Origin of the sequence: Rhodobacter calidifons (assembly GCF_011174775.1) — a bacterium.
Lineage (GTDB): Bacteria > Pseudomonadota > Alphaproteobacteria > Rhodobacterales > Rhodobacteraceae > Tabrizicola > Tabrizicola calidifons.
In genome coordinates this window covers 107,637-120,174 of sequence record NZ_JAANHS010000003.1, presented here as the reverse complement: position 1 = coordinate 120,174, position 12,538 = coordinate 107,637, and the positions used below count along the sequence as shown (strand labels likewise).

General features: G+C 67.7%; 12 protein-coding genes. 8 read left to right on the top strand and 4 right to left on the bottom strand.

The features are described from left to right. Nucleotides 1–55: 55 nt before the first annotated feature. Both recO and G8O29_RS05380 read left to right on the top strand, forming a co-directional pair. Entirely contained in the window at nt 56–775 is a 720-nt protein-coding gene (gene recO / locus G8O29_RS05385; RefSeq protein WP_166402439.1) for a DNA repair protein RecO, read from the top strand. 62 nt (nt 776–837) lie between these two features. Further along, a complete protein-coding gene (locus G8O29_RS05380) occupies nt 838–2,061 on the top strand; it encodes an MFS transporter (protein WP_166402224.1) in 1,224 nt (407 codons plus the stop codon). A 92-nt stretch (nt 2,062–2,153) separates the two neighbouring features. Here the strand turns inward: G8O29_RS05380 and G8O29_RS05375 are convergent, their stop codons facing one another. From G8O29_RS05375 to G8O29_RS05365, 3 genes are all read right to left on the bottom strand, one after another. After that, nucleotides 2,154–3,164 carry an SDR family oxidoreductase gene (locus tag G8O29_RS05375; protein WP_166402223.1) on the bottom strand — a complete coding sequence of 337 codons (1,011 nt, stop codon included), beginning with the start codon at nt 3,162–3,164 and terminating at the stop codon, nt 2,154–2,156. Nucleotides 3,165–3,223: 59 nt separating this feature from the next. Beyond that, a complete protein-coding gene (locus G8O29_RS05370) occupies nt 3,224–4,885 on the bottom strand; it encodes an acyl-CoA dehydrogenase family protein (protein ID WP_166402222.1) in 1,662 nt (553 codons plus the stop codon). A gap of 112 nt (nt 4,886–4,997) precedes the next feature. Beyond that, entirely contained in the window at nt 4,998–5,513 is a 516-nt protein-coding gene (locus tag G8O29_RS05365; protein WP_166402221.1) for a DUF3859 domain-containing protein, read from the bottom strand. 62 nt (nt 5,514–5,575) lie between these two features. On the opposite strand from G8O29_RS05365, the gene G8O29_RS05360 reads away from it, so the two are divergent. Beyond that, nucleotides 5,576–6,346 carry a sulfite exporter TauE/SafE family protein gene (locus G8O29_RS05360; protein WP_166402220.1) on the top strand — a complete coding sequence of 257 codons (771 nt, stop codon included), beginning with the start codon at nt 5,576–5,578 and terminating at the stop codon, nt 6,344–6,346. A 75-nt stretch (nt 6,347–6,421) separates the two neighbouring features. Here G8O29_RS05360 and G8O29_RS05355 read toward each other — a convergent pair whose 3' ends face one another. Next, nucleotides 6,422–8,020, bottom strand: coding sequence for a phosphoenolpyruvate carboxykinase (locus tag G8O29_RS05355; protein WP_166402219.1), 1,599 nt, complete (start codon nt 8,018–8,020; stop codon nt 6,422–6,424). A gap of 355 nt (nt 8,021–8,375) precedes the next feature. Between G8O29_RS05355 and G8O29_RS05350 the strand changes: the two genes are divergently transcribed. From G8O29_RS05350 to G8O29_RS05330, 5 genes are read left to right on the top strand one after another with little or no spacing between them, the layout of a single operon-like run. Further along, on the top strand, nt 8,376–9,077 hold the full coding sequence (locus tag G8O29_RS05350; RefSeq protein WP_166402218.1) for a response regulator transcription factor: 702 nt from the start codon (nt 8,376–8,378) through the stop codon (nt 9,075–9,077). Between the two features lie 12 nt (nt 9,078–9,089). Next, nucleotides 9,090–10,784, top strand: coding sequence for a sensor histidine kinase (locus tag G8O29_RS05345; protein WP_166402217.1), 1,695 nt, complete (start codon nt 9,090–9,092; stop codon nt 10,782–10,784). Next, nucleotides 10,781–11,209, top strand: a complete 429-nt coding sequence (locus G8O29_RS05340; protein WP_166402216.1) for an HPr kinase/phosphorylase — start codon at nt 10,781–10,783, stop codon at nt 11,207–11,209. Before G8O29_RS05345 ends, G8O29_RS05340 begins: the two co-directional genes overlap by 4 nt. Before the next feature lie 20 nt (nt 11,210–11,229). Continuing rightward, complete coding sequence (rapZ, locus tag G8O29_RS05335; RefSeq protein ID WP_166402215.1) at nt 11,230–12,141, top strand: RNase adapter RapZ; 912 nt, start codon at nt 11,230–11,232, stop codon at nt 12,139–12,141. Continuing rightward, a complete protein-coding gene (locus G8O29_RS05330; RefSeq protein ID WP_166402214.1) occupies nt 12,138–12,533 on the top strand; it encodes a PTS sugar transporter subunit IIA in 396 nt (131 codons plus the stop codon). The genes rapZ and G8O29_RS05330 overlap by 4 nt, the downstream gene beginning before the upstream one ends. Nucleotides 12,534–12,538: the final 5 nt, after the last annotated feature.

The following is a 12,538-nucleotide window of genomic DNA, read 5'->3' as shown; positions in this document are numbered from 1 at the left end:
GGGCGCGGTCAGGACCGGCCTTGCGGGACTGGCGCGCGCAGGGGATAGTCGGCGCATGGACTGGCGCGACGAGGGCGTGATCCTGGCCATGCGCCCGCATGGCGAGACCGCTGCGATCATCGAGGTGCTGACGGCCGGGCATGGCCGGCATGCGGGCGTGGTGCGCGGTGGCGCCTCGCGCCGGATGGCGCCCGTCCTGCAACCGGGAAGCGGCGTGCGGCTGGACTGGCGCGCGCGGCTGGACGAGCATCTGGGGGTCTTCACGGTCGAGCCGGTCCGGAGCCGGGCGCATCTTCTGGGAGACCGGCTGGCGCTGGCGGGGCTGCTGTCGGCCTGCGCGCTCTTGCGCGCCGCGCTGCCGGAACGCGAACCGCATCCGGGGCTGTGGCGGCCGACGCTGGCGCTGTTCGATGCCCTGGGAGAGGCGGGCTGGACCGCGACCTACCTGCGCTGGGAACTCCTGCTGCTGGAGGAGCTGGGCTTTGGCCTTGATCTGGGCGCCTGTGCCGTCACCGGGGCGAGGGCGGGGCTGGCCTTCGTCAGTCCGAAGACGGGACGCGCGGTCACGCGCGCGGCAGCGGGCCCCTGGGCCGAGCGGCTGTTGCCGCTGCCGCCGGGGCTGACGGGCAGCGGACCGATGGATCCGGACGAACTGATCCAGGGGCTGAGGCTGACCGGCCATTTCCTCGACCGGGGCCTGCGGCCCGTGTTGCAGGACCGGCCGCTGCCCGAGGCGCGGTCGCGGCTGGCAGAGCTGATCGCGCGGCGGGTCTGAACCGACAGCATGTGTCGCCTTTGTGACAGACGGAAGCCGGGGCCGCAGGTCCAAGCTGCCGCATGGCCAACCGTTACATTCCGCTGGCGTTGCGCCACAGCCCGACCCCGCGGATCGAGCATTTCGCGCTGCTGTCGGGCCTTGATGCCTCGATCCGGGGCGTGATGATCTCGACCATGCCGCTGGTGGTCTACGATGCGCTGGGCGATGCGCAGACAACCTCGGTGGTGTTTTTCATCTCGGGCATCGTGGCGCTGATCTGGGGGCTGATGGTGCCCTGGGCGACCCGCCTGGTGCCAAGGCGCTGGGTCTATACGGGGGGCGTCGGCCTGTATCTGGCGGGCAATGCGCTGGGGGCGATGGGCACGATCTGGTCGGTGCCGCTGGCGCTGATCTGCAATGCCATGGCGACGGTGACGATCTTCGTCTGCCTGAACGCCTATGTCCTGGACTATGTGGAACGCGAGGATCTGGGCCGCAGTCAGTCCACCCAGATGGTCTATGCCGCCGCCCCCTGGGCCATCGGGCCGATGGCGGGGGTCTGGCTGTACCATCAGGGCCATGCGCTGCCCTTCCTGGCCTCGGGCGCATTCGCGGCGGTTCTGCTGGTCAGCTTCTGGGTGCTGCGGCTGGGCAACGGCAAGCAGATCGCGCGCGCCAGGCGACCGGCGGTCAATCCGCTGGGCTATCTGGGGCGCTTCTTCAGCCAGCCGCGGCTGATCGCGGGCTGGATGTTCGCGGTGATGCGGTCCTGCGGCTGGTGGGTCTATGTGGTCTATCTGCCGATCTTCTGCATCGAGGCGGGCCAGGGCGACAAGGTGGGCGGCATCGCCCTGTCGATCACCAACGCGACGCTTTTCGCCGCCCCCGCGCTGAACCGGCTGGCCCGCCGCCTGTCGGTGCGCCGGTCGGTGCGGCTGGCCTTCGGCGCCTGTGGCGCCCTGTTCCTGGCGGCGGGCCTTCTGGCCTTCCTGCCCGGGGTCACGGTTGCGCTGGTCATGGCGGCGTCGATCTTCCTGGTCACGCTGGACGTGGTGGGAGGCCTGCCCTTCCTGATGTCGGTCAAGCCGTCGGAACGCAACGAGATGTCGGCGGTCTATTCCAGCTTCCGGGACGTGTCGTCCATCGTGACCCCGGGCATGGCCTGGCTGGTGCTGTGGGTGGCGCCGCTGCCGGGGATCTTCATCGCGGCGGGGGTGGGGCTGGTGGCGTCCTGGGCCGTGGCGGGCCGGTTGCACCCGCGGCTGGGGGTCACGCGGCCCTCGCGCGGCGGGGCTGTCGCCTGAACCCGCTTCTCGATGGTCTTGACCTTTCGTCGCTGGCCGGTTGGCGCGCGACGAGAAGCCGAAGGCGCAGGAGGAGCCTCGGGCCGGTCGCTTCAGGCCCCGACCCTGCCGTGCCTGACCAGCCAGTCGGCCGCAGCCAGCAGCGCGGCCTTGGGGGCGATGAACTCCATCCCCATTTCGCTGACCGCGCGGGCGTTCGACACCCGTTCCAGATGCCCGAGCCTGGGCAGGATCGACCGGATTTCGGGATCGAACAGCGCAAGGAAGCGGACCAGCGCATTGGGCGCCTCGCGCGTCGGGATGCGGCGGGTCGGGTAGGCGGCCTTCAGCGTGCGCCCCATGTCCACGAAGGCCATCGAGCCCGAGGCGGCGAGGTAGCGGCGCCCCTCGGTTGCCGGCCTTTGCAGGGCGCGCAGGTGCATCTCGGCCACGTCGCGGACATCGACGACGGGAAAGCCCATGGCCGGCAGCATAGGATCTTTCCCCCGGAGCAGCCGTTCGACCAGACCAAGCGAAGCGCCGTAATGTTCGTCCAGGGGCGGGCCCAGGACCAGGCCGGGGTTGATCGTGGTCAGCTTCAGCCCGCGCGCCCTGGCGATCTCCCAGGCGGCGCGTTCGGCAAGCGTCTTGGACCGGGCATAGGGCGTGGTCGAAGGCAGGTGCACGTCGCACCAGTCGGCCTCGTCGTGCAGCGTGTCCGGCTTCGACCCGTTCAGCACCGCCACCGTCGAAGAGGTCAGGACGACCCGCGTGACCCCGGCGGCGGCGGCGGCCTTCAGCACCCGCTCGGTGCCCTCGACCGCCGGGCGCAGGAGGACGGCGGGATCCTTCGGCTGGGCGATGGGGAAGGGCGAGGCGGTATGCACCAGCGCCGCGGCGCCGGACATCGCCTCGGCCCAGCCCGCGTCGGATTCAAGGTCCGCCTGGACCAGGCTCAGCCGTCCCGCGGATTCGGTCAGATAGGGTTGCACCGCGGCCTGCACCTCGGCGGCGCGGTCCAGCCGACGCAGCGTGCCCCGGACGTTGTAGCCCGCGTTCAGCAGTCTGAGGGCGACGTGCTTGGCAATGAAGCCGGAAGCCCCGGTCAAGAGCACAACATCCATGCCCACCCCCTGCAACGCCCTGGTCAAAGCTTAGGGTCAGCGGGCGTGAAAGCAAGCGGTCACTCCAAGAGACGCCGGGCGATCACGGTCGCCTGGATCTCGGCCGCGCCTTCGAAGATGTTCAGGATGCGCGCGTCGCAGAGGATGCGGCTGATGCGGTATTCCAGCGCGAAACCGTTGCCGCCGTGGATCTGCAAGGCGTTGTCGGCCGCGGCCCAGGCGACGCGGGCGCCCAGCAGCTTGGCCATCCCGGCCTCGAGGTCGCAGCGCTTGTCATGGTCCTTCTGCCAGGCCGAGAAATAGGTCAGCTGGCGCGCGATCATGATCTCTACCGCCATCATGGCCAGCTTGGATTCGATGCGCGGGAATTCGATCAACGCGCGGCCGAACTGCTTGCGGTCCTCGGCATATTGCAGGCCGGTCTCCAGCGCCGCCTGCGCAACGCCGATGGCGCGCGCGCCGGTCTGGATGCGGGCGGATTCGAAGGTCTGCATCAGCTGCTTGAAGCCCTGGCCCTCGACCTGGCCCAGAAGATTCTCGCCCTTCACCCGGAAATCGTCGAAGTTGACGGTGTATTCCTTCATGCCGCGATAGCCCAGGACCTCGATCTCGCCGCCCGAAAGGCCGGGATCGACGAAAGGAGTCTCGTCCGTGCCGGGGGTCTTTTCGGCCAGGAACATTGACAGGCCGCGATAGTCGGTGGTGCCCTCGACGCTGCGCGCCAGCACGGTCATCACATGGGTGCGGGCGGCATGGGTGATCCAGGTCTTGTTGCCGGTGATGATCCAGTCGTCGCCATCCTTCCTGGCCCGGGTCCGCAGCGCGCCGAGGTCCGAGCCGGTGTTCGGTTCGGTGAAGACGGCGGTGGGCAGGATGGCCCCGCTGGCAAGGCCGGGAAGCCATTTCTGCTTCTGCTCTTCCGTCCCGCCGCAAAGGATCAGTTCCGCCGCGATCTCCGACCTTGTGCCAAGCGAGCCCACGCCGATATAGCCGCGCGAGAGTTCCTCGGACACCACGACCATCGAGGCCTTCGACAGGCCGAGCCCGCCGTAGGCCTCGGGGATGGTCAGGCCGAAGACGCCCAGTTCGGCCAGCTCGTTGATCACCTCCATCGGGATCAGCTCGTCCTTCAGGTGCCAGTCATGCGCGACGGGAATGACCTTTTCGTCCGAGTAGCGACGGAACTGGTCGCGGATCATCTCCAGGTCCTCGTCAAGGCCGGTGGCCCCGAAGGTCGCCCGCCCGTGGTTGTCGCGCATGAGGCCGACCAGCGCGTGGCGGGCGTCGGCCGTGTTGCCCTCGGCCATCAGCCGTGCGGCGGCGGGGCCGGGCGTGTAGGCGAGGCCGAGGTCGGACAGCCGGGCGAATTCGGTCTGGCTCATCGGGATGCCGCCCGCGATCTGGGCCAGGTATTCGCCGAAGCTGATCTGGAGGATCAGCGCCTCCATCCGGCCGAACTGGCCGGCTTCGGTCAGCCGACCCGCCCAGGCGTCAAGCTGGCGCAGCGCCTCGACATAGGTCGCAAGCCAGGCCAGCGCATGCGCCTGATACTGCCGCGCCTCGAGCGCCTGGTTGGACACCTTGCCGCCCGCCGAGACCTGCGCCTTCAGCCCGTCGCGGGCCGTGGCGAACAGCGCCTCGACCTCGGGCAGGGCGGCCCTGGTCAGCGCCTGGAGGTCGGAAAGGATCGGGCTTTCGGTCATGGGCTGTCCGTCGGGCATGGGTCGGCTCCAGCAAGATTCTGCACCTGCGAAGGGGTAACGCCTTCGCAGCGGCGGCGCAACAAGATTTCAATCATGATTTCGGATGAGACCGAAAATGTCGCAGCCGGTCTCACGAGATGGCGCCGCAAGCCTGCGCCATGTCAGGTAGGGCCGCGGCGGGGACGACTTCGAAGGCGATGGCGTAAAGGCGTTCGCCATCCGCCCAGGCCTCGAAGCGCCAGAGGCCGGGCAGAAGCTCGTCCTCGCGGTCGAAGCGGAAGAAGGCGATCTGCTCTCCCGTGTCGGAGAAGCCGGACTCCCAGGTTTCGGGGGTGGTGCTGCCGGGCCGGAAGACGCGCATCTCGCCGTCGCGGAAGATGCCGGGTTGCAGCCGCGACCTGACGCCGAAGGCCAGCCCGATCTGCGCCGGGACGATGCGGGTGTCGGGCCAGTGAAAGTCGATCGGGCCGTCGGGGACATGGATCCAGCCCGACAAGGTGCCGGGGGCGGGGCGCTGGTCCATGGCGTGCAGGGCACAGAAGACGCCGGCGGTCAGGCTGGCGACTTCTGGCGCGACCTGCGGGGGGGCGGGCTCGGCCCGCAGCGGGGTCGCAAGCGTCAGCACAAGCAACAGGGCGGGTCGCATGTCATCTCCGGGTCTTTTCCCTGTGCAAGGACTGCGCCACAAGGGGCGGGAAAGGGCAAGTCATGTTCGATCTGGTCTCTGGCGGGTTGTCCGGGCAGGCCTTCGCGGCGGCGCTGGCGGTGACGCTGTTCGCGGGCTTCGTGAAGGGCGCGGTGGGCTTTGCGATGCCGATGATCCTGGTTTCGGCCTTTGCGGTGTTCCTGCCGCAGGACATGGCCCTGGCCGGGCTGATCCTGCCGACGCTGGCGACCAACCTGTCGCAGGCCTTCCGGCAGGGGATCGGTCCTGCGGTCGAGACGGCGCGGACCTACCGGCGGTTCCTGCTGGCGACGGTGGTGTTCATCGCGGTTTCCGCACCTTTCGCCGAGGCGATCCCGCGCTGGCTGTATCTCTTGATGCTGGGGGTGCCGATCTCGGCCTTCGCGGCGCTGCAACTGGCCGGGCGCAGCCTGGCGATCCCGGTGCGGAACCGGGTAAGGGCCGAATGGGGGCTGGGGGTGATCGGCGGGTTGTATGGGGGCGTGTCGGGCATCTGGGGGCCGCCGCTTCTGGTGCTTCTGCTGTCCACGGGGGCGGACAAGCTGACGATGATCCGGGCACAGGGGGTGGTGTTCCTGATCGGAGCGGTGGCGCTCTTGGTCTCGCATCTGGGGACCGGGGTGGCGAACGGCGCGAGCCTGGGATTTTCGGCGGCGCTGTCGGTTCCGGCGCTGGCGGGGCTTTACGCGGGCTATTGGGTGCAGGACCGGCTGAACCAGGCGCGGTTCCGGCGCTGGACGCAAGCGCTGCTGGTCGTGACGGGGCTGAACATGGTGCGGCTGGCGCTGGTGTGACCGCTCGTCGTGCGCTGCGCTTCTCCTCGCTGGGGGCCACCGAGGAGAAGCTGAAGGCGCAGGACGAGGCGTTCCTTAGCCGATAGCCGCGGCCTTCACATCGGCGTCGATGAAGGGCACATACTGGGCAAAGTTCTTCTGGAACATGGCCACAAGCTTCGCGGCCTGTGCGTCGTAGGCGGCCGGATCGGCCCAGGTGCGGCGCGGGTCGAGAAGGGCGGCATCGACGCCCGGCACCTCCACCGGCACCTCGAAGCCGAAGTTCGGATCCTTGCGGAAGCTGGCATTGGCCAGCGAGCCGTCCAGCGCCGCCGCAAGCAGCGCCCGCGTCGCCTTGATCGGCATCCGGCGGCCCGTGCCATAGGCCCCGCCGGTCCAGCCGGTGTTGACCAGCCAGCACGAGGCACCGTGCCTGGCGATCTTCTGTTGCAGCAGCTTGCCGTAGACCTCGGGCCGGCGCGGCATGAAGGGGGCGCCGAAGCAGGTGGAGAAGGTGGGCGTGGGCTCGGTCACGCCGCGTTCCGTCCCGGCGGCCTTGGAGGTGAAGCCGGAGAGGAAGTGGTACATCGCCTGCGCGGGGGAAAGGCGCGCGATGGGGGGCAACACGCCGAAAGCGTCGCAGGTCAGCATCACCACATGGCGCGGATGGCCGCCGAGGCCGGTGGCGCTGGCGTTCGAAATCGCTTCGAGCGGGTAGGCGCAGCGGGTGTTTTCGGTGAGGCTGCGGTTGGAAAAGTCCAGTTCCAGCGTCTCGGGGTCATAGACCATGTTTTCCACCACGGTGCCGAAGCGGTGGGTGGTGGCGTAGATCTCGGGCTCGGCCTCGGGGGACAGGTCGATGGTCTTGGCGTAGCAGCCGCCCTCGAAGTTGAAGATGCCGCGGTCGGACCAGCCGTGTTCGTCATCGCCGATCAGCGTGCGGTCGGGGCTGGCCGAAAGCGTGGTCTTGCCGGTGCCCGAGAGGCCGAAGAACACGGCGGCATCGACCGGGTTGCCGATGGCGTGGTTGGCGCTGCAATGCATTGCCATCACGCCCTTTTCCGGCAGAAGGTAGTTGAGGACGGTGAACACCGCCTTCTTGTTTTCGCCCGCATAGGCGGTGTTGGCGATCAGCACCGTCTTTTCGTCGAAGTTCAGGACGATGGCGGTTTCCGTGCGGGTGCCGTGGCGCGCGGGGTCGGCCTTGAAGGACGGCAGGTTGATGACCGTCCATTCGGGGGTGAAGCCGTCCAGTTCCTCACGCGCGGGGCGGCGGAGGAGATGGCGGATGAAGAGGCTGTGCCAGGCGAGTTCCGTCACCACGCGGACGTCAAGCCGGTGGATCGGGTCGGCCCCGGCGTAGAGGTCCTGCACGAAAACCTCGCGCCCGTGAACATGCGCCAGCATGTCGGCTTTCAGGCGGGCGTAGGCGTCCGGCGTCATCGCGGCGTTGTTGTCCCACCAGATCGTGTCTTCGGTCGTGGCCGTGCGGACGACGAACTTGTCCTTCGGCGAGCGGCCGGTGAACTGGCCGGTGGAGCAGAGAAACGCCCCGCCGCGGCCCAGACGACCCTCGCCCCGCGTGACCGCCGCCTCGACCAGAGCCGCCTCGACATAGTTGTAGTGGGCGACCGCCGCACCCGTGATGCCGAGGTGTTCAAGTGTCTGGTTGGGGTTCACGCGACCGTGGATCATCCTGCAAGCTCCCTTTGCCACAAGCGACATGTGGCGGTTCAAATGCGTCGGCACCCGGGCCAATGAATGCCGTGACAAGCCCCGGCGGGGGCCGGCCATAATGGGCCTATAGCATGGGATTTTCGCACGGGAATAGCGTGATTTCAAACAGTTAGCGCAATCATTCCGCCGTTAGCGCCACCATCGCCCGGCAAATCCGGAATGGTTGCGAAATTGTCGCCGGCATGGGCGAAATTGTCACCAGTCGGGCCATTGTTTCGGGGGTGATTCGGATTTCTGTTGATTATCGCGGTGTCAGCCCTGAAAATGCTTGGAAAATAAGGACAAGGCAGCAGCAGTATAGGGAGGCACGAAGATGTCCCGCATCGCCCTGGTCGACGATGACCGGAATATCCTGACCTCGGTCGCGATGACCCTGGAAGCCGAAGGGTTCGAGGTCGAGACCTACAACGACGGTCAATCCGCGTTCGAGGCCTTCAGCCGCCGGATGCCCGACATGGCTGTCCTGGACATAAAGATGCCGCGGATGGACGGGATGGACCTGTTGCAGCGGATGCGGCAGAAGACCTCGATCCCGGTGATCTTCCTGACCTCGAAGGATGACGAGATCGACGAGGTGCTGGGTCTGCGCATGGGCGCGGACGATTATGTGAAGAAGCCCTTCAGCCAGCGCCTGCTGGTGGAACGCATCCGCGCGCTGCTGCGCCGGCAGGAGGCGATCAATACCGGCGAGGCGGCGGCCACCGAAGAGTCGCGGATGATGGTGCGGGGCAACCTGCGCATGGACCCCCTGCGCCATTCGGTGACCTGGAAGGGCAAGGAGGTCGCGCTGACGGTGACCGAGTTCCTGCTGTTGCAGGCCCTGGCGCAGCGGCCGGGCTTCGTGAAAAGCCGCGACCAGCTGATGGACGTGGCCTATGACGATCAGGTCTATGTCGACGATCGGACCATCGACAGCCACATCAAGCGGCTGCGCAAGAAGATGCGCTCGGTGGATGAAACGTTTTCGGCCATCGAGACGCTGTATGGCATCGGCTACCGTTACAACGAAGAGTGACGGCCGCCTGACATGACCTCGGCCCCCAGGCTCAACCCCAATGACGTCCGGCCCAAGCGGTCGGGTGACGTTCTGCTGGGCGAGGACTGGGTATCGCCCGATGCCACTGTCGAACGGCTGAAGGAAGGCCGTGGCGGCCGCAGCATCGTCGGGCTGAACCGCTCGCCGCTGGCGCGCAAGATCATCGTCTTCAACCTGACGGCCCTCGTCCTGCTGGCCGTGGGGGTTCTGTTCATGAACCCCTTCCGCGACAGCCTGGCCTTGCAGCGCCAACTGGGCATGGTGCGGCAGGCGGAACTGATCGCCTCGGTCTACGAGGCGCATCTGCGGACCGGCAACACCGGCTTCGACTTCCGTGTGCCCTTGCAGGACATCGAACTGGACCCGGTGCTTGAGGTCTTCGTCTTCGATCCGACCGGCCAGCTTCTGGCGTCGCGCGTGGGGCAGGGGACCGGAACGCTGGTGCCGAACCCGGCTCAGCCGACCTTCCTGACCGATTTCCTGGAGAACGTCTGGGATCTTGTGACCGTCCTGTTCCGGCAGGGGCGGCCCGATGTGACCGAGACGATCAACCCCGCCGACAACGCCCGCGCCGCCTTCGAGGGCGCGCGGGGCGGGGACGTCGTGACCCGCGTCACCCGCAACGGCGAAGGCAGCATGTATTTCACCGTGGCCACGCCGATCAACGTGGCCGGCGATCTGGTCGGCGTGGTCGCGATCACCTCGAACAGCCAGGAGATCGACCGCCTGGTGCGCTATGAACGCGAGCAGGTGTTGCAGATGTTCCTGCTGGCGGTGGTGCTGTCGATCAGCCTGAGCCTGATGCTGGCCTCGACCATCTCGAACCCGCTCTCGGACCTTGCCGCCGCCGCCGAAGTGGGCCGCGACCGCGACTCGCGCCGGGTGGCGCCGTCCCGCGTCCGCATCCCCGACCTTGCCGCGCGCCCCGATGAGATCGGGCGGTTGTCGGTGGCCATGCGGGGGATGGTGTCGGCGCTGTATGACCGGATCGACGCCAACGAGCAGTTCGCGGCGGATGTCGCGCATGAGATCAAGAACCCGCTGGCCAGCTTGCGGTCGGCGGTGGGGTCGTTGCGGTTCGTGAAGAAGGACGAACACCGCGACAAGCTGCTGGATGTGATCGAGCATGACGTGCGGCGTCTGGACCGGCTGGTCAGCGATATCTCGAACGCCTCGCGGCTGGATTCGGAGCTGGTGAAGGAGGAGGAGGAAGAGTTCAACCTGCTCAAGACCCTGTCCAACCTCTGCCAGTATCTGAGCCAGCAGGCGGGCGAGAAGGGGGTGGATTTCATCATCGACCTGCCGCCGGACCCGATCGTGATCCACGGGCTGGAGGCGCGGCTGGCGCAGGTCTTCGTGAACCTGGTGACCAACGCGATTTCGTTCTGCGAGGATGGCGATGCGGTCCGCGTCTGGGCGCGCAGGCGGGAAAACCGGGTGCTGATCGTGGTGGAAGACACCGGCCCGGGCATCCCGGAACAGGCGCTGACCAAGGTGTTCAAGCGGTTCTATTCCGAACGCCCGCAATCCGAGTTCGGCAAGCACTCGGGCCTTGGCCTGGCGATTTCCAAGCAGATCGTCGAAGCGCATGGCGGGGTGATCTGGGCCGAGAACATCCGCCCGACGGCGGCCGATCCGACCTCGGACCCGCTGGGCGCGCGGTTCGTCGTCGGCCTGCCGGTGTGACCACGGACAGCATTCTTCTGCACGCAACCTGCGTGGCGGTCGACAACCGGGGGCTCTTGATCCTTGGGCCTTCCGGGGCGGGGAAATCGTCGCTGGCGCTGCGGCTGATCGCGCTGGGCGCGGCGCTTGTATCGGACGACCGGACCCGGGTGACGGCCGAAGCCGGGCGCCTGCGGGCCAGCTGTCCGAACCCGGATCTGACCGGCGTGATCGAGGCGCGGGGCGTGGGGCTTCTGCGCGTGCCGTCCGTGCGGTCAGCCGACATCGGCCTGGTGGCCGACCTGGGCCGGCAGGAGAGCGAGCGCCTGCCGCCGCGCCGCACGGTCACGATCGCGGGAGTTCCCCTCGCCCTTGTCCTGCACGTGCAGAAAGACCATTTTCCAGAGGCGCTGATGCTTTATCTTCGTCATGGACGCGAGGCATGACCGCCCCGGAACCCCGCCAGATGCCAGATCTCGTGACGGATCATCACCTTGTCTTCGTGACCGGCCCCTCGGGCGCCGGGCGGACGACCGCGATCCGGGTGCTGGAGGATCTGGGCTACGAGGGCATCGACAACATCCCGCTGTCGCTGGTGCCGCGCCTGGTCGAGGGCACGCCGCTGGGCCGCCCCATCGCGCTGGGGCTGGACGTGCGCAACCGCGATTTCAACGCGACCGCGCTGATCGAGCTGATCGACAAGCTGACCCGCGACCCGAAGGTCGGGCTTGAGGTGCTGTATCTGGACTGCGCGCCAGGGGTGCTGATCCAGCGCTTTTCCGAAACCCGCCGCCGGCATCCGCTGGCCCCGAACGAAACCCCGGCGCAGGGGGTGGAGCGGGAGATCGACCTTCTGGCCCCGATCCGGGTGCGGGCCGACCATCTGATCGACACCACCGAGCTGACCCAGCACGACCTGAAGGCGGAAATCACCCGTCTGTTCGATGCGGGGACGGGCGGGCGGCTGTCGGTCTCGGTGCAGTCCTTCAGCTACAAGCGCGGGGTGCCGCGCGGCATGGACATGATCTTCGACTGCCGGTTCCTGGCGAATCCCCACTGGCAGCCGGCGCTGCGCCCGCTGGACGGCCGCGACCCGGCGGTCGAATCCTTCGTCCGCGCCGATCCGCGCTTTGCCGAATTCTATCGGAAGGTGAGCGAGCTTCTCCTGTTTCTCCTTCCGGCCCATGTCGATGAGGGCAAGGCGCATCTCGCCATCGGGTTCGGCTGCACCGGAGGGCAACATCGGTCGGTTGCCATGGCGGAAATGGTCGGTTCCGCGCTTGCGGAAGCCGGCTGGCCGGTGTCAAAACGGCATCGGGAACTGGAACGCAAGGCGGCCACCGTGCAGCCGGACGCAACGAAAGTGGCAAGCGCTTGATCGGAATCGTGATCGTGGCACATGGCGGTCTGGCGCGAGAGTATCTCTCGGCGGTGGAACACGTGGTGGGCCGCCAGCATGGGGTGCGGGCCATTTCCATCGAGGACGACCATGACCGCAGCGCCAAGCAGGCGGAAATCTGCGCGGCCGCCGATGATGTCGATACCGGGCACGGGGTGGTGCTGGTGACGGACATGTTCGGCGGCTCGCCCTCGAACCTGTCGCTGCCGGCCTGTGCGGCCTCGGGGCGGCGCATTCTTTATGGCGCGAATCTGCCGATGCTGATCAAGCTGGCCAAGTCGCGCGACCTGAGCGTCCAGGAGGCGGTGACCGCCGCGCTGGACGCGGGGCGCAAGTATATCAACAGCCTCGACCTTGGCGGCGGGGCCTGAGGGAC

What these genes read in the sequence shown, in the direction of transcription:
- G8O29_RS05370 (WP_166402222.1), bottom strand. Translation starts at nt 4,885, where the DNA reads ATGCCCGACGGACAGCCCATGACCGAAAGCCCGATCCTTTCCGACCTC.
- G8O29_RS05365 (WP_166402221.1), bottom strand. Translation starts at nt 5,513, where the DNA reads ATGCGACCCGCCCTGTTGCTTGTGCTGACGCTTGCGACCCCGCTGCGG.
- recO (WP_166402439.1), top strand. Translation starts at nt 56, where the DNA reads ATGGACTGGCGCGACGAGGGCGTGATCCTGGCCATGCGCCCGCATGGC.
- G8O29_RS05380 (WP_166402224.1), top strand. Translation starts at nt 838, where the DNA reads ATGGCCAACCGTTACATTCCGCTGGCGTTGCGCCACAGCCCGACCCCG.
- G8O29_RS05355 (WP_166402219.1), bottom strand. Translation starts at nt 8,020, where the DNA reads ATGATCCACGGTCGCGTGAACCCCAACCAGACACTTGAACACCTCGGC.
- G8O29_RS05375 (WP_166402223.1), bottom strand. Translation starts at nt 3,164, where the DNA reads ATGGATGTTGTGCTCTTGACCGGGGCTTCCGGCTTCATTGCCAAGCAC.
- G8O29_RS05345 (WP_166402217.1), top strand. Translation starts at nt 9,090, where the DNA reads ATGACCTCGGCCCCCAGGCTCAACCCCAATGACGTCCGGCCCAAGCGG.
- G8O29_RS05350 (WP_166402218.1), top strand. Translation starts at nt 8,376, where the DNA reads ATGTCCCGCATCGCCCTGGTCGACGATGACCGGAATATCCTGACCTCG.
- G8O29_RS05360 (WP_166402220.1), top strand. Translation starts at nt 5,576, where the DNA reads ATGTTCGATCTGGTCTCTGGCGGGTTGTCCGGGCAGGCCTTCGCGGCG.
- rapZ (WP_166402215.1), top strand. Translation starts at nt 11,230, where the DNA reads ATGCCAGATCTCGTGACGGATCATCACCTTGTCTTCGTGACCGGCCCC.